This window comes from Pseudoalteromonas sp. BZA4, from assembly GCF_040104395.1.
Classification (GTDB): domain Bacteria; phylum Pseudomonadota; class Gammaproteobacteria; order Enterobacterales; family Alteromonadaceae; genus Pseudoalteromonas.
In genome coordinates, this window is sequence record NZ_JBECOT010000033.1 from 1 (window position 1) to 26,448 (window position 26,448).

At 42.3% G+C, this 26,448-nt stretch carries 24 protein-coding genes, 1 tRNA gene and 1 pseudogene; 20 read left to right on the top strand and 6 right to left on the bottom strand.

Annotation, left to right across the window (positions count from 1 at the left end):
• Positions 1 to 322 (top strand): annotated as a pseudogene (locus ABMY41_RS13740) (DDE-type integrase/transposase/recombinase); the annotation flags it as partial.
• Positions 323 to 353: 31 nt separating this feature from the next.
• Here ABMY41_RS13740 and groL read toward each other — a convergent pair.
• From groL to ABMY41_RS13755, 3 genes are all read right to left on the bottom strand, one after another.
• Complete coding sequence (groL, locus tag ABMY41_RS13745) at positions 354 to 2,000, bottom strand: chaperonin GroEL (RefSeq protein ID WP_054552424.1); 1,647 nt, start codon at positions 1,998 to 2,000, stop codon at positions 354 to 356.
• A gap of 51 nt (positions 2,001 to 2,051) precedes the next feature.
• The gene (locus ABMY41_RS13750) at positions 2,052 to 2,339 is read right to left on the bottom strand and encodes a co-chaperone GroES (protein WP_036973362.1); all 288 of its coding nucleotides are present in this window, start codon (positions 2,337 to 2,339) and stop codon (positions 2,052 to 2,054) included.
• Between the two features lie 143 nt (positions 2,340 to 2,482).
• Positions 2,483 to 2,959, bottom strand: a complete 477-nt coding sequence (locus ABMY41_RS13755) for an FxsA family protein (protein WP_054552425.1) — start codon at positions 2,957 to 2,959, stop codon at positions 2,483 to 2,485.
• A gap of 162 nt (positions 2,960 to 3,121) precedes the next feature.
• Here ABMY41_RS13755 and cutA point away from each other — a divergent pair, with 162 nt between their 5' ends.
• The 15 genes from cutA (at position 3,122) to ABMY41_RS13830 (ending at position 18,779) form a co-directional block, all read left to right on the top strand.
• Positions 3,122 to 3,442, top strand: a complete 321-nt coding sequence (cutA, locus tag ABMY41_RS13760) for a divalent-cation tolerance protein CutA (RefSeq protein WP_054552426.1) — start codon at positions 3,122 to 3,124, stop codon at positions 3,440 to 3,442.
• Positions 3,442 to 5,268, top strand: a complete 1,827-nt coding sequence (locus ABMY41_RS13765) for a protein-disulfide reductase DsbD (protein WP_287245752.1) — start codon at positions 3,442 to 3,444, stop codon at positions 5,266 to 5,268. Before cutA ends, ABMY41_RS13765 begins: the two co-directional genes overlap by 1 nt.
• Before the next feature lie 348 nt (positions 5,269 to 5,616).
• Positions 5,617 to 6,069: a type II 3-dehydroquinate dehydratase gene (aroQ, locus tag ABMY41_RS13770; RefSeq protein WP_175078906.1), complete on the top strand. Its 453-nt coding sequence runs from the start codon at positions 5,617 to 5,619 to the stop codon at positions 6,067 to 6,069.
• A 30-nt stretch (positions 6,070 to 6,099) separates the two neighbouring features.
• Positions 6,100 to 6,570: an acetyl-CoA carboxylase biotin carboxyl carrier protein gene (gene accB / locus ABMY41_RS13775; RefSeq protein ID WP_175083047.1), complete on the top strand. Its 471-nt coding sequence runs from the start codon at positions 6,100 to 6,102 to the stop codon at positions 6,568 to 6,570.
• A gap of 23 nt (positions 6,571 to 6,593) precedes the next feature.
• Positions 6,594 to 7,934 carry an acetyl-CoA carboxylase biotin carboxylase subunit gene (gene accC / locus ABMY41_RS13780; protein ID WP_054552430.1) on the top strand — a complete coding sequence of 447 codons (1,341 nt, stop codon included), beginning with the start codon at positions 6,594 to 6,596 and terminating at the stop codon, positions 7,932 to 7,934.
• 142 nt (positions 7,935 to 8,076) lie between these two features.
• Complete coding sequence (tsaE, locus tag ABMY41_RS13785; RefSeq protein WP_055020890.1) at positions 8,077 to 8,550, top strand: tRNA (adenosine(37)-N6)-threonylcarbamoyltransferase complex ATPase subunit type 1 TsaE; 474 nt, start codon at positions 8,077 to 8,079, stop codon at positions 8,548 to 8,550.
• Positions 8,551 to 8,616: 66 nt separating this feature from the next.
• On the top strand, positions 8,617 to 9,924 hold the full coding sequence (locus ABMY41_RS13790; protein ID WP_349275100.1) for an N-acetylmuramoyl-L-alanine amidase: 1,308 nt from the start codon (positions 8,617 to 8,619) through the stop codon (positions 9,922 to 9,924).
• A gap of 23 nt (positions 9,925 to 9,947) precedes the next feature.
• Positions 9,948 to 11,792 (top strand): DNA mismatch repair endonuclease MutL, encoded by a 1,845-nt coding sequence (gene mutL / locus ABMY41_RS13795; protein ID WP_269408450.1) that lies wholly within the window; start codon positions 9,948 to 9,950, stop codon positions 11,790 to 11,792.
• A gap of 15 nt (positions 11,793 to 11,807) precedes the next feature.
• On the top strand, positions 11,808 to 12,725 hold the full coding sequence (miaA, locus tag ABMY41_RS13800) for a tRNA (adenosine(37)-N6)-dimethylallyltransferase MiaA (protein WP_175079159.1): 918 nt from the start codon (positions 11,808 to 11,810) through the stop codon (positions 12,723 to 12,725).
• An 80-nt stretch (positions 12,726 to 12,805) separates the two neighbouring features.
• A complete protein-coding gene (hfq, locus tag ABMY41_RS13805; protein WP_054552435.1) occupies positions 12,806 to 13,069 on the top strand; it encodes an RNA chaperone Hfq in 264 nt (87 codons plus the stop codon).
• 17 nt (positions 13,070 to 13,086) lie between these two features.
• Positions 13,087 to 14,376: a ribosome rescue GTPase HflX gene (hflX, locus tag ABMY41_RS13810; protein ID WP_054563491.1), complete on the top strand. Its 1,290-nt coding sequence runs from the start codon at positions 13,087 to 13,089 to the stop codon at positions 14,374 to 14,376.
• Between the two features lie 91 nt (positions 14,377 to 14,467).
• Positions 14,468 to 15,634: an FtsH protease activity modulator HflK gene (hflK, locus tag ABMY41_RS13815; RefSeq protein ID WP_054563492.1), complete on the top strand. Its 1,167-nt coding sequence runs from the start codon at positions 14,468 to 14,470 to the stop codon at positions 15,632 to 15,634.
• 5 nt (positions 15,635 to 15,639) lie between these two features.
• A complete protein-coding gene (gene hflC / locus ABMY41_RS13820; RefSeq protein ID WP_058583966.1) occupies positions 15,640 to 16,518 on the top strand; it encodes a protease modulator HflC in 879 nt (292 codons plus the stop codon).
• Between the two features lie 226 nt (positions 16,519 to 16,744).
• Entirely contained in the window at positions 16,745 to 18,058 is a 1,314-nt protein-coding gene (locus ABMY41_RS13825; protein WP_054552439.1) for an adenylosuccinate synthase, read from the top strand.
• Positions 18,059 to 18,170: 112 nt separating this feature from the next.
• Positions 18,171 to 18,779, top strand: a complete 609-nt coding sequence (locus ABMY41_RS13830; RefSeq protein WP_349275083.1) for a tetratricopeptide repeat protein — start codon at positions 18,171 to 18,173, stop codon at positions 18,777 to 18,779.
• Between the two features lie 50 nt (positions 18,780 to 18,829).
• On the opposite strand, the gene ABMY41_RS13835 is transcribed toward ABMY41_RS13830, so the two are convergent.
• Positions 18,830 to 20,689, bottom strand: coding sequence for a sodium:proton antiporter (locus tag ABMY41_RS13835; RefSeq protein WP_251603637.1), 1,860 nt, complete (start codon positions 20,687 to 20,689; stop codon positions 18,830 to 18,832).
• A 909-nt stretch (positions 20,690 to 21,598) separates the two neighbouring features.
• Here ABMY41_RS13835 and proB point away from each other — a divergent pair.
• Together proB and ABMY41_RS13845 are read left to right on the top strand one after the other, a co-directional pair.
• Positions 21,599 to 22,705: a glutamate 5-kinase gene (gene proB, locus ABMY41_RS13840; protein ID WP_175079156.1), complete on the top strand. Its 1,107-nt coding sequence runs from the start codon at positions 21,599 to 21,601 to the stop codon at positions 22,703 to 22,705.
• Positions 22,702 to 23,949, top strand: a complete 1,248-nt coding sequence (locus ABMY41_RS13845) for a glutamate-5-semialdehyde dehydrogenase (protein WP_138617986.1) — start codon at positions 22,702 to 22,704, stop codon at positions 23,947 to 23,949. Before proB ends, ABMY41_RS13845 begins: the two co-directional genes overlap by 4 nt.
• A gap of 158 nt (positions 23,950 to 24,107) precedes the next feature.
• On the opposite strand, the gene ABMY41_RS13850 is transcribed toward ABMY41_RS13845, so the two are convergent.
• Positions 24,108 to 24,183 (bottom strand) — tRNA-Ala (locus tag ABMY41_RS13850).
• A gap of 165 nt (positions 24,184 to 24,348) precedes the next feature.
• On the opposite strand from ABMY41_RS13850, the gene ABMY41_RS13855 reads away from it, so the two are divergent.
• Together ABMY41_RS13855 and ABMY41_RS13860 are read left to right on the top strand one after the other, a co-directional pair.
• On the top strand, positions 24,349 to 24,735 hold the full coding sequence (locus tag ABMY41_RS13855; protein WP_054563498.1) for a hypothetical protein: 387 nt from the start codon (positions 24,349 to 24,351) through the stop codon (positions 24,733 to 24,735).
• Positions 24,736 to 25,236, top strand: coding sequence for a prolyl-tRNA synthetase associated domain-containing protein (locus ABMY41_RS13860; RefSeq protein WP_062566636.1), 501 nt, complete (start codon positions 24,736 to 24,738; stop codon positions 25,234 to 25,236). It begins immediately after the preceding gene.
• Here the strand turns inward: ABMY41_RS13860 and ABMY41_RS13865 are convergent.
• The gene (locus ABMY41_RS13865; RefSeq protein WP_175083043.1) at positions 25,203 to 26,339 is read right to left on the bottom strand and encodes an MFS transporter; all 1,137 of its coding nucleotides are present in this window, start codon (positions 26,337 to 26,339) and stop codon (positions 25,203 to 25,205) included. The genes ABMY41_RS13860 and ABMY41_RS13865 overlap by 34 nt on opposite strands.
• Between the last annotated feature and the right edge of the window lie 109 nt (positions 26,340 to 26,448).

Below are 26,448 nucleotides of genomic sequence, written 5' to 3' on the forward strand. Positions count from 1 at the left end.
GCGCGAAGAAAGAAGGTACAATCAAAGCGAGTAACTTACTACGACGCCAATTTAATGTTGATACAGCAAATACCGTGTGGGTATCAGACATCACACAAGTACGCTGTAAAGATGGTTGGCAGTATTTGTGCGTCATCCTTGACTTGTACTCTCGTAAGGTTGTTGGCTGGGTAACAAGCCGGATAAACAACGCCGAGTTAGTTATTAAAACACTGAGAAAGGCATGGTCAGCACGTAACCCTGATGGTGCGAACTTGCTCTTTCATTCAGACTGATAGCTGACAGCTTAAAACTGATAGCTAAAAGAAAACCCAGCCGGAGCTGGGTTTTTTAAGCGAAGTGCTTGGGGATGATTACATCATGCCGCCCATACCACCCATGCCGCCCATACCGCCCATATCTGGAGCAGCTGGCTCATCTTTCGGGATTTCAGCAACCATTGCTTCAGTTGTGATCATAAGACCCGCGATTGAAGCTGCGTACTGTAGTGCAGAACGCGTTACTTTAGTTGGGTCTAAGATACCCATTTCGATCATGTCGTTGTACTCGCCTGATGCTGCGTTGTAACCGTAGTTACCTTCACCGCCTTTTACTGAGTTAACAACAACAGATGCTTCGTCACCTGCGTTAGTTACGATTTGACGAAGTGGTGCTTCCATCGCACGTAGTGCAACTTTGATACCGTGGCTTTGGTCTTCGTTGTCGCCAGCAAGTTCAACAAGTTTGCTTGCTACGCGAACTAGTGCAACACCACCACCTGGTACAACACCTTCTTCAACCGCTGCGCGAGTTGCGTGTAGTGCATCTTCAACGCGGTCTTTTTTCTCTTTCATTTCGATTTCAGTTGCTGCGCCAACTTTGATTACTGCAACACCGCCAGCTAGTTTAGCCATACGCTCTTGTAGTTTCTCTTTATCGTAGTCAGACGTCGCTTCTTCGATTTGTGCTTTGATTTGTGCAACACGACCATTGATGCCGTCTTCTTCGCCTGCACCGTCGATGATTGTTGTATCATCTTTAGTGATCACAACGCGCTTAGCTGTACCTAAGTCTTCGATTGTCGCTTTCTCTAGCTCTAAACCGATTTCTTCAGAAATAACAGTACCACCTGTTAACACTGCGATGTCTTGTAGCATTGCTTTACGACGGTCGCCGAAACCAGGTGCTTTAACCGCAGATACTTTAACGATGCCGCGCATGTTGTTCACAACAAGAGTTGCAAGTGCTTCACCTTCAAGGTCTTCAGCAATGATAAGTAGTGGCTTGCTAGCTTTTGCAACAGCTTCTAATGTAGGTAGTAGCTCACGGATGTTAGATACTTTTTTGTCTACAAGTAGAATGAATGGGTTGTCTAGCTCTACAGCGCCTTTTTCAGCGTTGTTGATGAAGTATGGAGAAAGGTAACCGCGGTCAAACTGCATACCTTCAACTACGTCTAGTTCGTTTTCTAACGACTGACCTTCTTCAACAGTGATAACGCCTGAATCACGGCCTACTTTTTCCATTGCTTCTGCAATGATGTCACCGATTTCTTTATCAGAGTTAGCAGAAATAGTACCTACTTGTGCAATTGCTTTAGTGTCTGCACATGGAACAGAAAGTGCTTTAAGCTCTTCAACTGCTGCAGTAACTGCTTTGTCGATACCGCGCTTAAGGTCCATTGGGTTCATACCCGCTGCAACTGCTTTTAAGCCTTCGTTTACGATAGCTTGCGCTAATACTGTTGCAGTTGTTGTACCGTCACCAGCAGCGTCATTCGCTTTAGACGCTACTTCTTTAACCATTTGTGCGCCCATGTTTTCGAACTTGTCTTCAAGCTCGATTTCTTTTGCTACAGATACACCATCTTTAGTGATCACTGGAGCGCCGAATGATTTGTCTAATACAACGTTACGGCCTTTAGGACCTAAAGTTACTTTTACTGCGTTTGCTAAAATGTTTACGCCAGTTAGCATTTTGCCACGTGCGTCACCTGCAAAAAGTACTTCTTTTGCTGCCATGATTAAATTCCTCTTAAATTCTGTAAACGGGTTGCTAAACGAAAAGTAGGATTAGCCTACAATGCCTAGAATGTTATCTTCACGCATGATCAGGTACTCTTGACCTTCGATCTTTTCAGCTTTTTCAACATAAGAGCCGAACAGCACAGTGTCACCGGCTTTAACTTCTAATGCTCTTACTTCACCGTTGTCTAAAACACGGCCATTACCAACAGCGATAACTTCTCCGCGAGTTGATTTTTCAGCTGCAGAGCCAGTTAATACAATACCGCCAGCAGACTTAGTTTCTTCTTCTAGACGCTTAACGATGACGCGATCATGTAAAGGACGAATGTTCATTTATTTAGTTCTCCTAACAGTTTCTGAACAGTACAGAAAAAATCTTGTGTTATTGCAGGGGAGTGCTAAGCCACCCGTTGCGTTTCATTGCATTCATTAATGGGGGTGGCTTAAAAAAATCCAAGTACAAAAATTAAAAAATTTTAATCTTTTCGCTCAAATTCACCATCGATAGTTGTCGGTTGATGGTTTGGCTCTTCATGAGTGGTTGTTTTACTATGGTATTGGAAGTGTGCAGAGCCTTGATTTGCCTGCGAACTCATGCGCACAGTTGCCTGACTAGCAAGGCCTGCAGCCAGTTTGTTGCGGATTGCTGGCGTGAGTAGTAAAAAGCCAAAAAAGTCAGTCATGATGCCTGGTGTCATTAATAAAACACCGGCGATAATGACACATAATCCAGTAAATAATTCTTTTGCAGGCATTTGCCCTTGTGCCATTTGTAATTGCACGTTTTGAATTGCGCCCATACCTTGCTGCTTCACTAATTTCGCACCGACAATCGCGGTCACAATTACAAGCGCTATGGTGGCAAAGCCGCCGATCACTTCACTCACTTGGATGAGTAACGCGATCTCCACAATCGGCACTAAAATAAATAACAAAAATAAAAATCTAAACATAACGCTCTCTAAAAAATGTCATTCTCTTTCGAGTCAGTGAAATATAAATTGGGGTGAGCAGGTCATTTTTCAAGACGGAACCTAGGATCACCTTGCTCGCTACACATTATAGTTACTATCGGCTACTATGGTGCGACTCACGTAATCAAATAAAGGTTCCTTATGACTACGCATTTTCGACTTATTTTTACTACTTGTGCAAATGAGGCTGAAGCCCGTCAGTTGGCACAACATCTAGTTAAAGAAAAGCTAGCTGCTTGTGTGAACATTTTGCCTACTATTGAATCTATTTACATGTGGGAAGGCGAGGTGACTCAAGCTATTGAGAGTAAGTTACTGATCAAAACTAAGTCAGAAAAAATGAATGAGGTGATCCAAACTATCAAGAAATTGCATAGTTATGAGGTGCCTGAAATTCAGGTCGTTGATGTGGCTACAGGCAATTTAGCCTATTTTAATTGGATGGATGAGGTACTTAATTAATGCGATCGTTCCTTTTATTACTTTGTGCATTGTGGCTTATGCCAGCAAGCGCAAGTAATAACAATTTACTTGGAAATCTACTACAACCTGCGGAGCAAACATTTCTCCCAGTTGATCAGGCTTTTGTTTTCGATTTTGACCAGCAAGGCAAAACTTTATTTATTGGCTGGGATATTGCGCCTGATTATTACCTTTATAAAAAGAAAGTCGAAATTATTGCCAAAGGCGCAGATATTGAAATTCCTGATCTTGGCAAGGGCGTGATTATTGAGGATGAATTTTTTGGTAAGACCGAGGTATTCTTTGATTCGTTAAGTGTGGTTTCTAAGCTTAGTAACGTCACAGAAGGTGCGGTTGTTAAAGTGCGTTTTCAAGGCTGTGCCGAGGCGGGGTTATGTTATCCGCCAGAAGTTAGAACCATTCCTTTATCTGTGATTGCAGGTGAGCAAGTATCACAGGCTGCAGATGCGGGGAATGCATTGGCTGCATTAACACAAGCAGCCGATACTAATGAAGCGTCATCAGCCCCTTCTCAAGAAGTTTCAAAACCAGCTGGTGAGCAGTCATATACCGATAAGCTGGCATCGCAAGGTTTACTAACTAACCTAGTAATCTTCTTTTTAGTGGGTGTTGGTCTTGCCTTTACGCCATGCGTATTCCCAATGTTTCCGATTTTGTCGAGCCTTATAGCGGGTCAGCAGAATTTATCGACTAAAAAAGCGTTCTCGCTGTCGTTTGTATATGTACAAGGTATGGCCGTTACTTACGCAGCACTGGGTTTAGTGGTTGCATCATTAGGTGGGCAAGTACAAGGGTATTTACAGCATCCTACTGTACTAATTAGCTTTAGTATCTTATTTGTATTGCTGGCAATGTCGATGTTTGGCTGGTACGAAATCAAATTACCTAGCGGTATGATGAATAAACTTACTCAGGTTAGTAACCAGCAAAAAGGCGGCAATTATGTTGGCGTATTTATGATGGGTGTACTGTCTGGTTTGATTGCCTCACCGTGTACAACAGCGCCATTATCTGCTGCTTTACTCTATGTAGCGCAAAGTGGTGACTACCTCGTCGGTGGTTTAACACTTTATGTACTCAGTTTAGGCATGGGCTTACCGCTGTTATTACTGGGGACTTCTGGCGGTAAATTACTACCAAAAGCCGGTGGTTGGATGGAGCAAGTGAAAACCCTCTTTGGTTTCATTATGCTGGTCGTGCCGCTTATTCTGCTTGAGCGTATTGTTGATATTGAAATCATTTGGTTAATGGCGGGTTTATTAGCTCTTGCTACAGCGCTTTATTTACACCATTGGCAAAGTGGTCAATCACAAGGCAAACTAAAAACAGCATTGTGGTTTGCAGCAACCTTATTGGTTGTAACTGGGGCGAGTTTAACGAAGAATTATTTTTGGCCTAGTAAAGCGGTGGTTACCGAAGCCGCTGTAAAAACACATGGTTTTAGACAAGTTGCTAATCTAAGTGAATTAAAAGAAGAAATTGCACAGGCAAGTAGCGAGGGGCGCTTAGTGATGGTCGACTTATATGCCGACTGGTGCGTTGCCTGTAAAGAGTTTGAACACTACACGTTTCCTGACGCTAAAGTGCAAGAGCAATTTGCTCACTTTGAATTAATTCAAATCGATTTAACACAAAGCGATGCAAAAACCATAGAGCTGATGGAAGAATACACGGTATTTGGTTTACCGAGCATTTTGTTCTTTGATAGCCAAGGTAATGAGCTTTTAGAGCAACGTGTGACAGGCTTTTTAAATGCCAAAGACTTTGCAGAACATTTAGCAAAAGTACGAAATAGCGCTAAATAAACGCAAACGTGCAAGAAAATAGCAAAACGCCACTCATCTGAGTGGCGTTTTTGTATCAGCATCATAAAAAATACTTATTTTAAGTGAAAAATAGCAAATTCACTGATTGAAGCTCAATTAATCAGCAGGAAAACGCTTAGAATGACCCTGTTGTGTGCCTTGCTATGCTTGACTTTGCCACGAGCAGGGAGTGATTAGACCAGTATTTTGCTGCTATTTACGTCGAAATATCTATAATAGGTGGTTAACGTGAGAAATAGTTGCTATTTTACATCAGCACGCTTAGGTTAAGCGTGGGTTTATGATGAATATGGTTAAACTGCTTACTTATAGGATATATCGCGTATTATGGCTGCAAAATTCAAACTTTTAGTTCTAAATGGGCCAAATTTAAACATGCTTGGCAAGCGTGAACCAGAAAAGTACGGTACTCAATCTCTTGATGAGATTATAGCTGAACTTAGTCAGGTTGCTGCCAGTCTCAATGTTGATTTAACGCATTTCCAAAGTAACAGTGAAGCTGCATTAATAGAACGCATTCACGATGCATGGCAAACGGTTGATGCAATTATTATCAACCCTGCTGCATTTACGCATACAAGCGTAGCCTTACGGGATGCATTACTTAGTGTAAACATTCCCTTTTACGAGGTGCATTTAACTAATGTGCATGCTCGAGAAGCATTCCGTCATCATTCGTATTTTTCGGATGTGGCACAAGGCGTCATTATTGGATTAGGAGCAATGGGTTATAAGGTGGCACTTGAAGCTGCTGTTAGCCGGTTGCAAAACACACATTAATTTTTAAATAACTAACAGGCGGGTCGTTCAATGGATATTCGCAAGATCAAAAAACTTATCGAATTAGTAGAAGAATCTGGTATTGCTGAATTAGAAATCACTGAAGGTGAAGAGTCAGTACGCATCAATCGTAACAATATGTCTGCAGCACCTGCAATGCAGTATGCACCACAACAGTTTGCAGCACCTGCGCCAGCAGCGGCACCAGCTCCAGCTCCAGTAGCAGAGGCACCAGCAGCAGAAGCGGCTGCTCCAGCTGCACCGACTGGCCATCAAGTTAAATCTCCTATGGTTGGTTCATTCTACTCAGCGGCTTCTCCAGAAGCAGCACCATACGTAGAAGTAGGTTCTAAAGTAAATGTTGGCGATACGTTATGTATCGTTGAAGCAATGAAGATGATGAACCAAATCGAATCTGATAAAGCAGGCACAGTAAAAGCTATCTTAGTTGAAAATGGCGAGCCAGTAGAATTCGATCAACCTTTATTCATCATTGAATAATAGCGCAACAAAAGGCCAACTCTATGTTAGATAAAGTAGTCATTGCAAACCGAGGTGAAATTGCACTTCGCGTACTGCGCGCCTGCAAAGAGCTTGGGATCAAAACTGTTGCTGTGCATTCAACGGCAGACCGTGATCTTAAGCACGTGTTACTGGCAGACGAAACAATTTGTATTGGTAAACCAGCAGCCACTGAAAGTTACTTAGATATTCCGCGCATTATTGCAGCGGCAGAAGTAACAGACGCAGTTGCTATCCACCCAGGTTATGGTTTCCTTTCTGAAAATGCAGACTTTGCTGATCAAGTTGAGCAAAGCGGCTTTGTATTTATCGGTCCTAAAGGCGACACAATTCGTTTAATGGGTGACAAAGTTTCTGCAATCGAAGCGATGCGTAAAGCCGGTGTACCTTGTGTACCAGGTTCTGATGGCCCATTAACGGCAGACAGCGAGCGCAACATTCAAATCGCTAAGCGTATTGGTTACCCTGTAATCATTAAAGCAGCAGGCGGCGGCGGTGGTCGTGGTATGCGTGTTGTTCGCAGCGAAAAAGAACTGATTGATTCAATCGCCCTTACCCAGCAAGAAGCAAAGCAGTTCTTCGGTAATGGTATGGTTTACATGGAAAAATTCCTTGAAAACCCACGTCACATCGAAGTTCAAGTACTTGCAGACGGTCAAGGCAATGCAGTTCACTTAGGTGAGCGTGATTGTTCAATGCAACGTCGTCACCAAAAAGTTGTTGAAGAAGCGCCAGCGCCAGGTATCACAGCTGAAATGCGTAAGTTCATCGGTGACCGTTGTACTCGTGCATGTATCGAAATTGGTTATCGCGGTGCAGGTACGTTCGAATTCTTATACGAAAACGGCGAGTTCTATTTCATCGAAATGAATACTCGTATTCAGGTTGAGCACCCAGTAACAGAAATGGTCACTGGCGTTGACTTAATCAAAGAGCAGCTAAAAATTGCTGCTGGCCAACCATTATCATTCACACAAGAAGATGTGGTTATTCGTGGTCATGCAATTGAGTGCCGTATTAATGCGGAAGACCCAGACACCTTTATTCCATCACCAGGTAAAATCACGCGATTCCACCCTGCTGGCGGTTTAGGTATTCGTTGGGACAGCCACATCTACGCAGATTACACAGTACCACCTCATTACGATTCAATGATTGGTAAGCTGATCTGTTACGGTGAAAACCGTGATGTAGCTATTGCTCGTTCACGCAATGCGTTAAACGAATTAGTGATCGATGGCATCAAGACCAACACACCACTGCACAAGAAAATCTTGGCAGATGAAAACTTCCAAAACGGTGGTACAAACATCCACTACCTTGAGAAGAAACTAGGTCTGTAAACAAAATTCTGTTTAAGCTAAAAAGCCGGCAACTTTGCCGGCTTTTTTTTGTCAAACTAGGCATAAGAGCGGCTCTCGCCTTACAAAATTATTCTGGTATGATTAACAAAGTAATGTGTTTTTAGTTTTTCATGAGGTAATAATGACCGACAGTGTTGGTTTTCCACTCGCTGATGAAGCAGCAACGGTTAATATGGGTAAGCAACTTGCAACCTTGATGGAGCAAGGGGCAGTCATCTATTTACATGGTGATTTAGGTGCCGGTAAAACGACATTAACCCGTGGTATCGTGCAAGGTTTCGGTCATCAAGGTAAGGTTAAGAGTCCGACTTATACACTGGTTGAGCCTTACCAATTAGCTAAAGCTGATGTCTATCACTTTGATTTATATCGCTTAGGTGACCCTGAAGAACTTGAATATATGGGAATTCGTGACTATTTTTCACCACAGGCTATTTGTGTTGTGGAATGGCCTGAAAAAGGCGGCGAATTTATTCCAACACCGGATCTTGATATCACCCTACGCTATGAAGGCGAGGCACGTGCTATTGCAATTAACAGCTTAACCGAGCGTGGTCAGGCAATTGTTCAGCAACTTAAGAGTGCGCAAGAATAAACATAAAAAAATAAAGGTGTATTAGTAAAAATGGGTCGTTGTACGTTTAAACTATTAACTACTTTGATGTTATTGGTTGTGAGCCAAATTGCGCTTGCACAAAATACTATTAATAGCGTACGTGTGTGGCCTTCACCTGACAGCACTCGTGTGGTCTTTGATTTAAACGATAAACCTGATTTCAGCTATTTCATGCTGAAAAATCCAGCTCGTTTAGTCATTGATTTAAAAAATACCGACAAACTAGATAGCTTGCCTGCTATTCCTAAAAAGCATCAGATTGTTTCTAAACTACGTTACTCGAAACCTAAAGATAGCAAAAGTGTGCGCTTTGTTTTTGAGCTAGCCCGTGCTAGTAAACCCGTTGTGTTTGCTTTACTACCTACCGACCCATACAAGCATCGTTTAGTGGTTGACCTTGTTGATAAAACACCGAAGGCAGAGCCTGTTGTTTCGACTAACACCAGTGTGAAAAAGCGTGAGCTTCATCAAGAGCGCGATATTGTTATTGCCATTGACGCAGGTCATGGTGGTGAAGACCCTGGTTCAATTGGTCCCTCAGGCACTTATGAAAAAGATATTACGTTACAAATAGCCAAGCGCTTAGAGCGAATGATAGATGCTGAAAAAGGCATGATTTCGCGTATGGTGCGCCGCAGTGACTACTTTGTAAATTTAAACACTCGAACTAGCATTGCCCGTAAGAAAAAAGCTGACTTCTTTGTGTCGATTCATGCGGATGCCTTTACAAGCCCACAACCAAACGGTGCCTCAGTGTGGGTGCTATCACTACGCCGTGCAAATTCAGAAATTGGTAAATGGATTGAGGATAAAGAGAAACACTCAGAGCTTTTAGGTGGTGCAGCTGGGGTATTAAAAGATACCGCAAGCGAAAAATATTTAGCGCAAGCACTGCTAGATATGTCGATGGATCACTCGATGAAAACAGGCTTTAGTGTCGCAGAAGAAGTGGTTAGCGAATTACGAAAAGTGGCTAAAATGCATAAGAAACGCCCACAAGCGGCGAGCCTTGCAGTATTAAAGTCACCTGATATTCCCTCTATTTTGGTCGAAACTGGGTTTATCTCGAATCCACGCGAAGAGCGAATGCTAAAAACGGCGCAGCATCAGGAGCGCTTAGCTAAAGCAATTTTCACCTCGATTAAAAATTACTATATGCAAAACCCGCCAGATGACTCGCTTTTCGCTAAGTTAAAGTCGCAGTTTCCGACTAAACACAAAGTTCGCCCTGGTGAGTCGTTAAGTATTTTAGCAAGCAGATATAACACCTCTGTGAGTAAGCTAAAAACGGCCAACAACTTAAAATCAAATACCTTATTTATTGGTCAAGAGCTTGATATTCCTCAAAGCTAGTCAATTTTCGTGTTAGGAACACTATGAGTATAGAAATACTACCCGCGCGATTGGCTAACCAAATTGCTGCGGGTGAAGTGGTTGAACGCCCAGCATCCGTTGTTAAAGAGCTGGTAGAAAACAGTTTAGATGCTGGCGCAACGCGCATTCAAATAGATATTGAGCGTGGCGGTCATAAGCTTATTCGCATTCGCGATAATGGCTCTGGCATTAATAAAGATGAGCTAACATTAGCCTTGTCGCGCCATGCCACGAGTAAGCTTAAGTCACTCGATGACCTAGAGAACATCTGTTCACTTGGCTTTCGTGGTGAAGCGTTGGCATCAATTAGTTCTGTTTCTCGCTTAACCTTAAGCTCAAAGCCAAAGCAGCAAGAGGCTGCATGGCAAGCGTTTGCTGAAGGTCGTGATATGGCGGTGCAGATTAAGCCAACCGCACACCCTGATGGCACCACCATTGAGGTGAAAGACTTATTTTTTAATACCCCTGCGCGACGTAAATTTCTTCGCACCGAGAAAACCGAGTTTTCACATATTGATGAGCTCATAAAACGCATTGCGCTGAGTCGTTTTGATGTTTCTATCACCCTGACCCATAACGGTAAAGTAGTGCGCCAATATCGTGCTAAACCAAACCCTGAGCAAGCAATAGCGCGTGTCGCTCAAGTTGCTGGCAAAGCATTTAGTGAGCAGGGGCTGCATATTCAATCAGGTGAAGCTGGTTTGATGCTGCGCGGTTGGGTATTACCCGTGGGCTCAACAAATAGCACGCAATATACCTATGTGAATAATCGCATGATGCGCGATAAACTCATTTTGCATGCAATCCGTCAAGCCTTTGAAGAAGTCGCAGGTTCAGAAGAGCTGCCCGGTTTTGTCATTTATATTGATATTGACCCACGTCAGGTCGATGTAAACGTGCACCCAGCAAAACATGAAGTGCGTTTTCATCAAGGCCGTTTAGTGCATGACTTTATCCTGCAGGCAATAAAACAAGTGGTGGTGCCGCTTCAGCACGAAGCTGGTTTTACAGAGCATAATGACACTGCTTTTCAGCATGCTCCGTTTGATGAGGCGCACTCAAGCAGCACACAGCCAAGTTTTACTCAATCAGCGCCAACAGAGCAGTATGATTACCCTAAATCTGAATTACAGCCGACACGTTCAGCGAGTTATTCTGGGGCAACTGGAGCAGGGCGCTCTGGCGGTGGTTTTAGTAGTGACAGCCAAGGTCGCAGTAAAACATCGCACCAAGATGTCAATGCATTTTATCAAGGGATCAGCGAGCAACATGCTGCGCATTTTGACCAAGTACGCCCTGAACCAAGTGTTACAGCACCGGTTGTAGAGCAAGCAAAACTTGCCAAGCTTATTCATGTACGAGAGGGCGAGTGCGTATTTAGTGAAGACAACCAACTCTTTGCTGCGCACTTTAAGCATGCATTAGCACTCGACTGGCAAGCGCACGTAGAGCAAGCAGGTAGCCTTGATGGCAAAGCCTTGTTGTTACCTGTGCGAGTAAATGCAAGTGCTGATGATATTAGCGCGTTAAATGCTCAGCAGTCGTGGTTTACCTTACTTGGTTTTGATTTAGTCATTGAAAAACAGTTTGTGATGGTGAAAAAGCTTCCGCCTTGTGTCTATTTACTTGATGTAAGTGATGCTATTGAGCGACTTATTGCAGGCTGTAAAGCCTCACCAAGTTCACTCGATGAATGGTTAGCTTGGTTAGCTCAGCAAATCCCAGCACGCTATTACGCAAGCCAAGCCTTTTTGGAGCAAGTGGCTCGGTTAGAAAATAATCCACAAACTATGCAACGTTTACGTCAAAAAGCAGTTAAAATAGAACTATCTCAGTTTTTAAACTAAGCAAGGTATTTAGGCTTGAATAACTTACCCGTCATTTTTTTAATGGGACCAACCGCTGCAGGGAAAACAGATTTAGCAATTTCGCTGTGTGAGCATTTAAACACAGAAATAATCAGTGTTGATTCAGCATTAGTCTATAAAGATATGGACATCGGCACAGCAAAGCCAAATGCCGAAGAGCTTGCTCGTGCGCCGCATCACTTGATCGATATTATCGACCCAGCAGATAGTTATTCAGTGGCAGATTTTCGCCGTGATGCAATTGAAAAGATTGATCTATTTCATCAGCAAGGTAAAGTACCTGTATTGGTTGGCGGTACAATGATGTATTTTAAGTCACTTATTGATGGCTTATCACCGCTACCAGAGGCATCACCTGAAGTACGTGCTGAACTTGAAAAGGAAGCAAAGCAGTTTGGCTGGCCACATTTGCATAAAGAGCTTGTGAAAATCGATCCTGATGCAGCGAACAAAATGAGCGAAAATGATTCGCAAAGAATTAATCGTGCATTAGAAGTGTATCGTATTACAGGTAAAACAATGACTGAGCTGCAAAAACAAAAGCAGCCTGAGCTTCCTTATACTTTCCATCAATTTGCCATTGCACCTGATGATCGCAGTGAATTACATCAGCGAATTGAGAAAAGGTTTAAAATAATGCTCGACCAGGGGTTTGAAAATGAAGTTTCATCCCTATATAAACGTAAGGATTTACACCCAGACCTGCCTTCGATTCGTTGTGTGGGTTATAGACAAATGTGGGATTACATTGCTGGCGAAATTGACTATGATGAAATGGTCTTTCGTGGTATTGCAGCCACACGGCAGTTAGCCAAGCGACAACTCACTTGGTTAAGAGGTTGGCCTGAAGTAACTTGGTTGACCACGGGTGATGAAGAAAACTTGCAACGTGTAGTAAGTTCGCTAAGCTAGTAGTAGCTGGAAGTTTTTTAGCTTTGTTAAATTAGTTCAGCTACTTAATTATAATAACACCTAGAACGAAGGAAAATAACATGGCAAAAGGCCAGTCGTTACAAGACCCATTTTTAAATGCGTTACGTCGTGAGCGCATTCCAGTATCAATCTTTTTGGTTAATGGCATTAAATTGCAGGGTAAAATCCAGTCATTTGACCAATTTGTTATTTTACTTGAAAACACCGTAAATCAAATGGTGTATAAACACGCTATTTCAACTGTTGTTCCAGCGCGTTCTGTTAACTTCCAAGGCGTTCAAGGAAGTGATGATTCAGAAGAGCAAGAATCTGGAAATTTTTAAACTTAGGAGCGTAATGCTTGTTTGACCGTTATGAAGCCGGCGAACAGGCAGTTTTAGTTCATATCGACTTACCTAAAGAGGGGGATCGCGAAGATCTTCACGAATTAGAGTTGTTGGTATCTTCTGCTGGTGTTAGTAGTTTGGCGATTGTGCAAGGCAGTCGTCAAGCACCACATCCGAAACTTTTCGTCGGGACCGGAAAAGCAGAAGAAATCGCTGAAACTGTCAAAATCCACAATGCAGATGTCATCATTTTCAACCATCAACTTAGCCCGTCACAGGAACGCAATTTAGAAAGCGTTTGCCAGTGCCGCGTTCTTGATCGTACGAGTTTGATCTTAGATATTTTTGCGCAGCGAGCGCGTACTCACGAAGGTAAACTTCAGGTTGAGTTAGCTCAGTTACGCCACATTTCTACTCGCTTGATCCGTGGTTGGACTCACCTTGAAAGACAAAAAGGCGGGATAGGTTTACGTGGCCCAGGTGAAACCCAGCTCGAAACCGATAGACGATTACTGCGCGCAAGAATTAAAAACATTCGTGCCCGTTTAGATAAAGTTGCTGTTCAACGTGAGCAGGGACGACGTGCGCGTACGCGCAATGAAATTCCAACTGTGTCACTGGTAGGTTATACCAATGCGGGTAAATCAACGTTATTTAACCGTATTACAGACTCAGATGTGTATGCTGCTGATCAGTTATTCGCAACCCTAGATCCAACCTTACGTAAGTTGGATATCGGCGATATAGGTCCAATAATTTTAGCTGATACGGTAGGTTTTATTCGTCACTTACCACACGACCTTGTTGCAGCATTTAAAGCAACCTTAACAGAAACCCGTGAAGCTGATTTACAGCTACATGTTATCGATGTGGCAGACCCTCGTCGAAAAGAAAATATTGAGCAAGTACAGTCTGTTTTAAAAGAAATCGAAGCAGATGAAGTGCCGCAATTATTGGTTTATAACAAAATTGATGCGCTAGATGACGTTGCGCCACGTATAGATAGAAACGACGAAGGTCAGCCAGTACGAGTCTGGTTGTCGGCCCGCACTGGCGTTGGTTGTGAACTGTTAAGTGAGGCAATTAATGAGTTACTTGCCAAAAAGATGTTTGCTGATGAGCTAAAATTACCACCACAACATGGTCGTATTCGCGCAGCATTATTCAACTTAAATGCAGTTCATCAAGAGTGTTTTGATGAGCAAGGAAACTGGTTATTATCGGTACGCTTGCCAATGGCAGAATGGAATCGCTTGAAAAAAGAGATGGGACAAGACCTCGACTCTTTCGTAGTGACTGATTAAAAATCACCAGCATTTGTCTTTTTTAGTATGAGAAATGCTGTAGATTTGATAGATTTAACCTAATTCATTTAGATAACAATGGAGTATAGCTATGGCCTGGAATGAACCGGGTAATAATGGCAATGATAAAGATCCGTGGAATAATAAAGGCGGAAAAGATCAAGGCCCACCTGATTTAGACGAGGTAATGCGTAAGTTCGGCAACAAGTTTGGCGGTTTATTTGGTGGTAATAAGCCAGGTAAAAACGGCGGTGGACTTGGTGGCGCAGGCATTTCTTTCATCCTTATTATTGCCATCATTGTATGGGCATTAAGTGGTATTTACACGGTAAAAGAAGCTGAGCGCGGTATTGTTTTACAATTTGGGCAATACGATCGCATTGCAGAACCTGGCTTACGTTGGAAAATGACCTTCATTGAACGCGTGATCCCTGTTGATATCGAAGCGGTACGCTCGTTATCTGCTAAAGGTTTTATGCTTACCGAAGACGAAAACGTGGTAAATGTAGAGTTTGAAGTACAGTACCGTGTTATCGACCCACATCTTTACAAGTTCAGCGTTACTGATGCTGACCACAGCTTACAACAAGCACTTGATAGTGCATTACGTTATGTAATTGGCCACGTAAAAATGGACCAAGTACTAACAACAGGTCGTGAGTTAGTGCGTCAACAAACGTGGGATGAGCTTAACAAAATCATCGAGCCATACAATCTAGGTATTATTGTAAGTGATGTGAACTTTAAAGATTCACGTCCGCCGGGTGAAGTAAAAGACGCGTTTGATGACGCTATTGCTGCACAAGAAGATGAAGAGCGTTTCATCCGTGAAGCAGAAGCCTATGCTCGTGAAATTGAACCTCGTGCTCGTGGTCAAGTTACTCGTATGACGCAAGAAGCAGAAGCGTACCGTGAACGTATTACATTAGAAGCACAGGGTGAGGTAGCGCGTTTTGAAAAGCTATTACCTGAGTACCAAGCTGCTAAAGAGGTAACTCGTAAGCGTCTTTACATCGATGCGATGGAAGAAGTGTTAGGTAACAGCTCTAAAGTGTTAGTTGATGTTGAAGGTGGTAATAACATGATGTATTTACCGCTTGATAAAATCATGGAAAAGCAAGGTACAGCAACACGTGTTGCATTACCAAGCTCAAGTGATATCAAAGACCTTCGCAATAAAATAAACACGTCGCGTAACAGCACGGTAAATTCAAGCAATGACCGTTTCGCAACTGACCGTTTTAATGAGGGGAGATAAGCAAGATGAAAAATTTTAGTTTAGTAATACTTGCCCTTGCAGTTGTGCTGTCTTTCTCAGCGATTTTTGTTGTGCAAGAAGGCGAGAAGGCAATCGTACTGTTATTCAGCAAAGTTGAAAAAGACAGTGACGACAAGGCTGTAGTATACGGCCCAGGTTTACACCTAAAAGTGCCTTTTTTTAGCCAAGTACGTCGTTTAGATGCACGTATTCAAACGCTAGATGGTGCACCTGACCGTTTCGTAACAAGTGAGAAAAAAGACTTAATCGTTGATTCTTACGTTAAGTGGCGAATTAATGACTTTAGTGCATTCTACCTGCGTGCCCGCGGTGATAAGCAATACGCTGAAACGCTACTTAAGCAAAAGGTGAATAACGGTCTGCGTACTAATTTCGGTTCTCGTACTATCAGAGAGATCGTTTCTGGTGAGCGTAGTGAGCTGATGGAAGAAGCATTAGTTCAAGCGTCTGAAAGTGCACAAGAGCTAGGTATTGAAGTACTTGATGTACGCGTTAAGCAAATTAACTTACCACAAGAAGTGAGTAGTTCAATCTTCCAACGTATGCGTGCTGAGCGAACTGCGGTTGCAAAAGAGCACCGTTCTGAAGGTCAAGAGAAAGCTGAAACAATTCGTGCAGAAGTCGACCGCCGTGTAACAGTAATGCTTGCAGACGCTGAGCGTAATGCGCGTACTGTTCGTGGTCAAGGTGATGCCGATGCCGCAGCTATCTATGCTAACGCTTATAACAAAGATGCAGAATTCTTTGGTTTTATGCGCAGCCTAGAAGCGTACAAAAATACCTTTAAAAATAAGCAAGACGTGATGGTGATTTCACCTGATAGCGACTTCTTTAATTATATGAAAGGTACAAAAGCACAGTAATTAATATTTGTGTGATAAAAAGCCCTGCAGTTTGTAGGGCTTTTTTTGTTTTTGCGCGTGATTAATTTTTATCCTGAACTATTTTATAAACCCCTGTTCTGCATGTAGTTGTTTAAGTAATTAAGAAGGTAAAAATTCATGCGCAGAAAAAATAAGCTAAACGGGGTGATCTTTCACCTCGTTTTCTGATAAAATCTCGTCCTAATTTTTTCTAAGTGAATTTGCAATGGGTAAAAACGTTGTTGTACTAGGCACCCAATGGGGTGACGAAGGTAAGGGTAAGGTAGTTGACCTCCTTACAGACAAAGCATCTTTAGTAGTTCGTTATCAAGGTGGTCATAACGCAGGCCATACTCTGGTAATCAACGGTGAAAAGACGGTTTTACACCTTATTCCATCGGGTGTATTACGTGACAATGTTAAGTGTGTGATCGGTAACGGTGTTGTTTTATCACCAGAAGCATTAATGAAAGAAATCGGCATGCTAGAAGAGCGTGGCGTACCAGTACGTGAGCGCTTATTAATCAGCGAAGCATGTCCATTAATTTTACCTTTCCACATTGCATTAGATTTAGCCCGTGAAAAAGCACGTGGCGATAAGCCAATTGGTACTACAGGTCGTGGTATCGGTCCAGCTTATGAAGATAAAGTAGCACGTCGTGGTTTACGTGTAGGTGACTTATTCAACCCTGAACAGTTTGCTAGCAAGCTTAAAGAAGTATTGGAATACCATAACTTCACATTAGAGCATTACTACAAAGCTGAACCAGTTGACTTCCAAAAGACATTTGACGATGCAATGGCTATCGCAGATATCTTAAAAGCAATGGTTGTTGATGTTACTGAGCTTCTTGATCAAACGCGTTTAGCGGGCGACAACATCTTATTTGAAGGTGCGCAAGGTACATTACTTGATATCGATCACGGTACTTACCCGTACGTAACATCATCAAACACAACAGCTGGTGGTGTAGCAACAGGTGCTGGTTTTGGTCCATTACACCTTGATTACGTGCTAGGTATTATTAAAGCTTACACTACACGTGTAGGTTCTGGTCCATTCCCTACAGAGCTTTACGACGGTCTTGATAAGCAAGATCCAGTTGGTAAGCACTTAGGTGACAAAGGTCATGAGTTCGGTGCAACGACAGGTCGTTTACGCCGTACAGGTTGGTTAGATGCAGTGGCAATGCGCCGCGCAGTGCAAATCAACAGTATCTCAGGTTTCTGTTTAACTAAACTAGACGTTTTAGACGGTTTAGAAACACTAAAAATCTGTACTGGTTACCAGTTAGAAGATGGCACAGTAACGAACGTTACACCATTAGCAGCTGAAGGTTACGAGAAAGTAACACCAGTATACGAAGAGATGCCAGGCTGGTCAGAAAACACAGTAGGTGCTACGTCAGTTGATCAATTACCGCAAGCGGCACTTGATTACATCAAACGTATTGAAGAAATCACTGGCGTTCCAGTTGATATCATCTCTACTGGCCCAGATCGTGTAGAAACTATGGTATTACGCAGCCCGTTTGCATAATCGTCATAGTGACTGAAAAAGCTGCCTCGGCAGCTTTTTTTGTGCCCAAAATTCACTCTGGAATGATAATTGTATATTATTTGCTAAGACTGACTTTATTTAAGTGATTTTGATGCGTGTTTTATTGCCTTTAACATTACTCTTCTCAAGCCTAAGCATGGCTGAAGAGCCTATAACAGCAGTGCCTCTGTACACAGAGAGCGAGTTAATTGGCTTGATCAATAAAAATGCACACCTAGCACGTGTAAAGGCAGATGATTGCCAGTTAGTGCAAGATATCGAGGCACGAGCCAATAAAATGGCACTACCATCATATCAGTTCCTGTATGGCGATATGCTAGCTTATGCAGTGTGTGTAGACCGCAATGTAGAGTTAGGGGTTTATTACATGCGTCAGGCTGCTCAACAAGGGCTAGGCGCGGCATTAGAGCAACTTGGTCGCTACTACGATGTAGGCCAGTTAGTGCAGCAAGATAAAGCGATTGCGGTGACTTATTTACGAGAAGCATCAGCCCAAGGCAACTTAAAGGCACAAATGCGACTGGTTAACCTATTTAATCAAGGTTATGGCAGCCCGCGCGATTATGAAGATGCCTACCGTTGGTTATTTCATTCAATGGTTGCCGATAAAGCAACTCACAAGAAAGTCGAAAATTTACTCGCTAAGCTTGCCGAAAAAATGCCAGACAGCGTCGTTGCACGCGCCCGTTTACCTATGTAGGCAAATAAAAATACATGCAAATAAAAAGGCCAGCTAATGCTGGCCTTTTTTTATTTCTCTTCTTTAGTTTCTTTTGGTTTGCCGTTGTTCGGGTCTTTTAGTACCGATAATTTAGGTGGCTGTAGTGCCACAATACGTTCACCTACTTGAGGTGTTTTTTCCATATTTGTAGTGAACGGGCGAATTTTAATAGGTGAATCGTCATCATCACTTTTCTCACCATTTAAAATAAACAGCGGGATAGCTTCGCTATTAACGTCTTTGTATTGCTCCCAACTAAACTCTTCTGAAATACGTGTTGCACTGACTTTGCCGCCTTTGGCAATTAAGCTACTTAAGCGCGCATAAGCGCCATTGTCGCCAAACAGAATTTGTCGCGATAAGAAGGTCGCACTGTCTTTATTTGCTTTAGCGTGGTTGGTTGAAGAACGCAGTGAAAATACATCTTTTTCGTCAAGTAAATGCGAGAAATACTGCACGCCTAATGCGTTGTGGTGACGGTTAGGCGAAAGCGCGAGTACGCTACGAATCGTCGTTAACGGTAAATAACGCTCAGCATGCTCTGACTGCGGATTACCATAGTAACAAGGTAAGCCATCCATGCGTGCCATTTTGCAGTTCTCCCATGCAGGATCAGACAAGTGCACCGGAATGTTTTGATCTTTTAAACCGCGTGCGATGGCTCTTGCTACATGGTTGGCACCAATAATCAAAATTGTATTTGGTGCAGGTTGGCGCACTTTTAACAGCTTTGCCAATGGTGTTGCCGTTAAGCTTTGTAGTACTACAGTGACAATGATCACCGTGAATATGAGTGGTACCATTTTTTCAGCATCGGCAATGCCAGCTTCCACCATACTTAACGCGAATACAGAGCCTACCGCAGCTGCAACAATACCTCGCGGAGCAATCCAAGCCAGCACTAAACGAGACTTGATAGGTAAGTCGGTTTTAAAAGTCGATATTGCAATACACGCTGGGCGAGCCACAAAAAGCACGATGGCTAAGAAAATAAACACATCGCTATGTAACATCATTAAATCTGATAGCTGTAGGCGGGCTGCAAGTAAGATGAATAACGATGAAATCAAGATCATCGAAAGGTCTTCTTTAAACTCAAGTACAGAGTCAATTTCAAGTTCGTCTTGGTTGGCAAGCCAAATACCAAACACGGTAACGGCGAGTAGGCCAGATTCATGGCTTAGGTGGTTTGAAACCGTAAAACTGATGAGTACTAAGGCAAGAATACCAAACTTGTGTAACTCAAACGGCAGCCACTCTCTACGAATAAGCAGCGTTGTAAGCCAGCCTGCAACCACACCAATGGTTAAACCTACACCGAGAGTTTTAAATAACGCGATAATGGTATGACTTAGTACCTCGCCTTGGCCTACCAGCATGACAGCTTCAAAAACCAATACAGCAAATAAGGCACCAATAGGGTCTATTACGATGCCTTCCCAGCGTAAAATGCGGTCTATGTCTTGGTTTGGTCTCATAGAGTTTAATAACGGTGCAATAACCGTAGGGCCTGTTACAACAAGTACCGCACCAAGTACAGCGGCTACACGCCAATTAAGTTCTAGAATCCAATAGGCACTTAAACTTATCACCAAACATGTTGTGATCATTCCGATTGAGCAAAGGTTACGAACTACCTTGCCAATCCCTTTAAGTTCTCGAAAGTGCAGAGTGAGTGAACCTTCGAATAAAATCACTGCCACACTTAAAGAAACCACTGGGAATAATAAATCTCCCAACAATGCATCTGGTTCTAGTACGCCACTAAAAGGCCCGAGAATTAAACCTGTTAGTAGTAAAAATAAAATAGCCGGTACACGAAACGCCCAAGCTACCCATTGTGCTAATACTGAGCACAAGGCGATCCCTGCTATAAAAATTGCTGACATAGAATGAATTATCCTTTAGTTACTACAATTTAAAATGCCAACGCCTTAGATAATCGCGTCATTAGTTGCTGACATTATTAAAATAATGCTTGCCTATTAAAGCCTACTCACCGTCATGGATACAAGCAAACTCGTTGCTTCAAATACGATTTTAGTCGTTATTAATACTTTTTGGGTGTGTTTATGAAATTAAACCCTGCTAGGCTCATTAAAAATTATTACACAATAAAATTGCGCGCCTAAGATACTGTTAATAAATGTATATTTTCTATGTTTATGGTAAGTATAAAAGTTATGACTACTTTTTGCACTTGATCTTTGCCCCTGATTTCCCGTATTATAGTTCGTGTTCAAACAATTTGATATCTAAATAGTTATTAGCTTTAGAGACACTCTTTATAGCTTAGCTTTCTGAAAAGATACTTGTTTGCGACATTATTAGTGTTTTATACACTTTGTTTTCTAATTAAATAGAAATGAGCTCTAAGTTGTTCAGTGCATATTTATTACGTGTTGAATAGAATATAAGTTCATTATCTGGTCAATGTTTAGCTCCCATCGTGGCAGCTAAATCTCGGTCATACAATCTACACCCTATCTGTTGGTGTACCAGATTGTATAGGCTCTATGTATGTTGTTATTAATAAAAGCCGCACACAGCTTTTTACAGCGATACATAAACAACACTTATCTTTTTTTATCAACTTATGGTTTATAACCGTTTGGTCTACTGACTGAATAAAAGTTGTGCTATATCTAATCGCAGTACTTGCGTGGCGTAGTCGTGTGCATAGATAAGTGGTTTGGCAAAGTGATAATAGTCAGTGCGTTTAGTAAAGCTAAGCGCGAGTCTTTTAATCAGTGGCAAATTGGCACTGAACAGATAGTAAAATGGAAAGTTGAACAGTTATGCAAAAGTTAAATTGGCGACGTATAGTACTAAAAGTAGGTAGCGCATTAATCGCACCCGAACAAGACGGGTGTCGCTCTCGTTATTTACTGACCATTGCACAGTTCATCGTTCGCTGTCGAGCGCAAGGTATCGAAGTTATTTTAGTATCATCGGGTTCGGTAGCTGCTGGTTCTCATTTATTCCCTGAACAAGAAAAACGTTCAGTGACGATGAAAAAAGCAATGGCTGCTGCCGGTCAGACAGAAATGATGGCGATGTGGGATCGCTTCTTTGATTTCCCATCAGCACAGATTTTATTAACTCATGGTGACTTACGTGACCGTGAGCGTTACACAAGTATCCGTGAAACCGTTTTCACCTTACTTGAGCATGGTGTATTACCTATCATTAATGAGAATGACACGGTAACTACCGACGATTTAAAAGTTGGCGACAATGATAACTTGTCGGCAATGGTAGCCGCAGCGGCGGACGCAGATGCATTGATGATTTTTTCGGATGTTGATGGTCTTTATGACAAAAACCCGAATCTGCATGAAGATGCAGTGTTATTACCTGAAATTGACAGCATCGATGAATCAATTTACGCCATGGCCGGTTGTGCAACCAGTGCCGTTGGTACAGGTGGTATGAAAACGAAAATCGAAGCGGCTGAAAAAGCCACTTCACATGGTATTACAACCTTTATTTTAAATGGTTTTAAAGAAGAGACATTTAACCGACTGCTTGCGGGTGACAACCCAGGTACTATCTTCACACCATACGAAAAACCAATGCAAGAAGCAGTGCATTGGATGACTCACACCGCTAATGAGCAAGGTGAGGTTGTCGTTGAAGGTTCATTCGATGAATCATTAACAGATGAAGACGGTTGTATTCGTAGCGATGAAATCGTTGCAGTACACGGAGAATTTGGCGTAGGCGATACCATATTAGTTCGTAGTGATGATGGTACGCGTCTAGCAAAAGCAACAGCGAACTACAGTAGCTGTTTATTGAATTTTATTGCTGACAACGAGCAAAGTGAATTTAGCGAAAAAATGCAAGATTCAATCGGCCCAGTTGTTTCAGAGAAAGATATCGCATTATTGGAGAAGTCATGAGTTTAATTACGGATATTTCGAGTCAAGCTGCAAAAGCTGCAACCCAGTTAGCTTTACTTGATACTGCTACTAAGAATCAAGTGTTAACTGAGATGGCAGAGGCGCTACGCGAGAGCAAAGCCTTTATCATCAAAGAGAACGAAAGTGATTTAGCGGCAGCACGTGATAACAACCTTGCAGCATCAATGATTGACCGTTTAACGCTTAACGATGAGCGTATTGAAGCAATGGCTGAAGGCATCGAAGTAATTGTTAGCCTTGATGATCCTGTTGGTCAATTACGTGAAATTTCAGAGCGCCCAAACGGTATTAAGATCAGCAAGATGCGCGTACCATTGGGTGTTGTGTGTATGATTTATGAAGCACGTCCAAATGTGACGGCTGATGCCGGTGCGTTATGCTTTAAATCGGGTAATGGTGTTATTTTACGTGGTGGTAAAGAAGCACTTCGTAGTTCGCAAGCAATCGCAAGTGTAATGCACAAAGTACTTGAAAAGCATGGTTTACCAGCTGCGTTGATTTCAGTGATCCCAGATCCAGACCGTGGTCTACTCATGGAGTTGATGCAACAGCGTGACACAATTGATTTAATCATTCCGCGTGGTGGTGAAGGTTTAATTAATTTTGTAACAGAAAACAGCACTATTCCAGTCATTCAGCATTTTAAAGGTGTATGTCACCTTTATGTCGATAAAGACGCTGATTTGAATGTAGCAATCAACTTACTATTAAATGGTAAAACTCAGCGTACTGGTGTGTGTAATGCCCTAGAAGGCTTAGTGGTTCACCAAGATATCGCTGATGAGTTTTTAAATCTGTGTGCAGTTGTTCTTCGTCAAGAAGGCGTAAAAGTAAATGCAGATGCGAAAGCTGCCGAGTACTTTGATAATGCAACAGTACTTGCTGATGACGAGTTTGGTGAAGAATATTTAGATTTAGAAATCGCAATTAAGGTTGTGCCTGACTTTGCTGGTGCCATTGATCATATTGCTAAGTTTGGTTCAAACCACACCGAAGTGATTTGTACTAAAGACCAAGCTGCAGCGCAGTTATTCCAACGCAGCGTGGATGCATCAGTGGTGATGGTCAATGCGTCATCGCGTTTTTCTGATGGCTCACAGTTAGGTTTAGGTGCTGAGATTGGTATTGCGACAACTAAGCTACATGCTTATGGTCCTATGGGTCTAGAGTCACTTACAACTGAAAAATACCTAGTGAATGGCGAAGGCCAAATTCGTGAATAATCACTAAAAAGTAATTGCTTAAAAAGCCGGGCTTTGCTCGGTTTTTTTGTGTTTAAAATAAAACGAAGACGGCAGAAAGACTAATAAAGTCGCTTTAATTTAGATTGTATTGGTTTTTATTAAGTATTTGGCAGATTGCCTAAAGAGAGGTAGGAAGGTGGTGGAGCTAAGCAGGATCGAACTGCTGACCTCCTGCGTGCAAGGCAGGCGCTCTCCCAGCTGAGCTATAGCCCCACATTCCTAAATACAGGATGCTTAAGTCTTGCGTCTCAAGCGGGGTGAACTTTAAATATTTTTGCATTTGTGGTCAAGTATTTTTTTTAAAATGTTCGATTTTTTACTCTGTTGTTTTATTTTTGGTAGACTAAAGCGCATTCACTGTTCAAGGCTTATCCAATAATGAAAAAAATAGCATGGCTTTTGGTTGTTTTACTTGCCGGTTGCGCAAGCCAACAAGAAGCGCCTCCTTTTGAAATCAATAATAAGCAGTTTTACGAAAAAAATGATGAGCAAGGCAATAAAATCTTTGCCTATGTGGTGTCAGTTAAAGCACAGGGCAGACGCCCGATTAATCTTGATAAGCCAATGACACGCAGGCAGTTTAAAGATTTTGCCGAGCAAGAAGTATTTGAAGAGTCGAGCAACTTAAAACTTATGCTCGAAGACCAAGCGGTTGAATTATTAAATGAAGAGCTTAAAGAACGACAATACTGCGACGATAAACACGTTATTGACGAAGTATTATGGCGTGATTTAAGTGTGCAATTACGAGGACGTTGTTTGTAAATGTATGCAGATAAAAGCAAGTTAGCTGCTACGCTAGCTCAATTAGATATTAATTATGATGTGATTGAGCATCCACCATTACACGGCAGCTTAGATGCCGATAAGTTTATGCTCGATAGACCGGGCACACGTTTAAAAAACCTGTTTTTACGAGATAACGAAGGTAAGCGCCACTTTTTAGTGATCACCGCTCACGATAAGCAGCTCGACTTAAAAGCCATTGCTCAGCAGCAGGGGTTATCGCGTTTAGGGTTTGCATCCGATGAGCGATTAGCGCGTTATCTTAAAGTGCCACCGGGCTGTGTTTCTATGTTGGCACTGTTAAACGATAAGCAAAATAATGTCACTCTTTGGCTAGACCAAGAAATTTGGTTTAACGAGCTTTTTCATTGTCACCCTTTTGAAAATACCGCCACTTGGCTGATGAAAAAAGGCGACTTAGAGCTGTTTTTTGAAAGTACCGGGCATCAACCGCGTATCGTATTTCTACCTGCCAAATAAACTAAGCTTAAACCTACTAAGCAGACTAAAAGTAGCACGGTCATAAAGGCAACTTGGCCGTGTTGCTGATATACCAGCCCTGGCAATAATGAACCTAATGCCCCACCGCTATAATAAAACGATACATAACCGCCATTGGTGACACTTGCAGGTGCGCTGCTGATTTTATTTACCAATGGAGCGGCACTTGAGTGGATAACAAACATTGCACCGCAAAAGCCAGTAAAAGCAATAACAAAAAGTAATAACTGTTGGCTCATCAATAGCACCATCGTCAAGCTATAAAATACAAAAACCCAGGTTAATAAACGCCAAGGTGTTGATGACTTTCGTAACAGCCAAGGTGTGGCTATAGAAGCTAGTGCACCAAGCAAATAACCGCTGTAAACCAGTCCGATATCTCGGGTGTTAGTGATAGCAAAGCTGTCTTGCAGAATGAAAGGTAAATAATTTAACAGTGCCGCAAAACAAAAGAACATACAAAACACCGCTCCGTAGAGCTTTAATACCAACGGATCTTTTAATTGCTTTAGATACAATAGCGGCGACTTTGCAGCATGAATACTCGCGCCTTTACTTGATTTAGGAATGGCGAGTGCAAATAGTACTAACCCAAGCGCAATCACATAATAAAAACTTTGCCAGCTTAAAAAGTCAGTAAACAAAGCAGCGAGCATACGTCCGAAGTAGCCACCAACAATGGTACTGCCAATGTAAAGCGTCATATTACGTTGTAATTGGTCAGCCTGAAAAGTCACACCAATATAACTGGTCATAGCGGTGAGCGCTGCTGGTAGGGTGATCCCTTGTATAAAACGAACCAGTAATAGCAACTCAAAGCTTGGTGCTAAAGTAAAAGCGATACAGCTGATTGCTAACACAAGCATAGCAATCTTTAGAATTGTGAGTGGGTTTCGCTTAGCTAAAAACAAGCCATACACTAAAGGAGCAATGGCTAGTGGCAACATAGTAGCGGTCATTAAGCTACCTGCAGTAGCAGGTGACACAGAAAAATGACTAGCAAATAATCCAAGTAAGGGTTGTGGGGCGTATAAAACAAAGAAAATAAACACAGAGCAAAGTAACAAATGTCGCAGCTGCATTTTTAGCTCCCAAGAGGAAAAGCCCTAGCTTATCGGGTATAGGTTTTTTTACAAGTTCAAAGGCGACTAAAATGATAAATCTTGCGTTAAATCAATATGTCATGATTTC

Excerpts from the sequence above, each read along its gene's own strand:
- groL (WP_054552424.1), bottom strand. The coding sequence starts at position 2,000 with ATGGCAGCAAAAGAAGTACTTTTTGCAGGTGACGCACGTGGCAAAATG.
- ABMY41_RS13750 (WP_036973362.1), bottom strand. The coding sequence starts at position 2,339 with ATGAACATTCGTCCTTTACATGATCGCGTCATCGTTAAGCGTCTAGAA.
- ABMY41_RS13755 (WP_054552425.1), bottom strand. The coding sequence starts at position 2,959 with ATGTTTAGATTTTTATTTTTGTTATTTATTTTAGTGCCGATTGTGGAG.
- cutA (WP_054552426.1), top strand. The coding sequence starts at position 3,122 with ATGACTACGCATTTTCGACTTATTTTTACTACTTGTGCAAATGAGGCT.
- ABMY41_RS13765 (WP_287245752.1), top strand. The coding sequence starts at position 3,442 with ATGCGATCGTTCCTTTTATTACTTTGTGCATTGTGGCTTATGCCAGCA.
- aroQ (WP_175078906.1), top strand. The coding sequence starts at position 5,617 with ATGGCTGCAAAATTCAAACTTTTAGTTCTAAATGGGCCAAATTTAAAC.
- accB (WP_175083047.1), top strand. The coding sequence starts at position 6,100 with ATGGATATTCGCAAGATCAAAAAACTTATCGAATTAGTAGAAGAATCT.
- accC (WP_054552430.1), top strand. The coding sequence starts at position 6,594 with ATGTTAGATAAAGTAGTCATTGCAAACCGAGGTGAAATTGCACTTCGC.
- tsaE (WP_055020890.1), top strand. The coding sequence starts at position 8,077 with ATGACCGACAGTGTTGGTTTTCCACTCGCTGATGAAGCAGCAACGGTT.
- ABMY41_RS13790 (WP_349275100.1), top strand. The coding sequence starts at position 8,617 with ATGTTATTGGTTGTGAGCCAAATTGCGCTTGCACAAAATACTATTAAT.
- mutL (WP_269408450.1), top strand. The coding sequence starts at position 9,948 with ATGAGTATAGAAATACTACCCGCGCGATTGGCTAACCAAATTGCTGCG.
- hfq (WP_054552435.1), top strand. The coding sequence starts at position 12,806 with ATGGCAAAAGGCCAGTCGTTACAAGACCCATTTTTAAATGCGTTACGT.
- hflK (WP_054563492.1), top strand. The coding sequence starts at position 14,468 with ATGGCCTGGAATGAACCGGGTAATAATGGCAATGATAAAGATCCGTGG.
- hflC (WP_058583966.1), top strand. The coding sequence starts at position 15,640 with ATGAAAAATTTTAGTTTAGTAATACTTGCCCTTGCAGTTGTGCTGTCT.
- ABMY41_RS13825 (WP_054552439.1), top strand. The coding sequence starts at position 16,745 with ATGGGTAAAAACGTTGTTGTACTAGGCACCCAATGGGGTGACGAAGGT.
- ABMY41_RS13830 (WP_349275083.1), top strand. The coding sequence starts at position 18,171 with ATGCGTGTTTTATTGCCTTTAACATTACTCTTCTCAAGCCTAAGCATG.
- ABMY41_RS13835 (WP_251603637.1), bottom strand. The coding sequence starts at position 20,689 with ATGTCAGCAATTTTTATAGCAGGGATCGCCTTGTGCTCAGTATTAGCA.
- proB (WP_175079156.1), top strand. The coding sequence starts at position 21,599 with ATGCAAAAGTTAAATTGGCGACGTATAGTACTAAAAGTAGGTAGCGCA.
- ABMY41_RS13845 (WP_138617986.1), top strand. The coding sequence starts at position 22,702 with ATGAGTTTAATTACGGATATTTCGAGTCAAGCTGCAAAAGCTGCAACC.
- ABMY41_RS13855 (WP_054563498.1), top strand. The coding sequence starts at position 24,349 with ATGAAAAAAATAGCATGGCTTTTGGTTGTTTTACTTGCCGGTTGCGCA.
- ABMY41_RS13860 (WP_062566636.1), top strand. The coding sequence starts at position 24,736 with ATGTATGCAGATAAAAGCAAGTTAGCTGCTACGCTAGCTCAATTAGAT.
- ABMY41_RS13865 (WP_175083043.1), bottom strand. The coding sequence starts at position 26,339 with ATGCAGCTGCGACATTTGTTACTTTGCTCTGTGTTTATTTTCTTTGTT.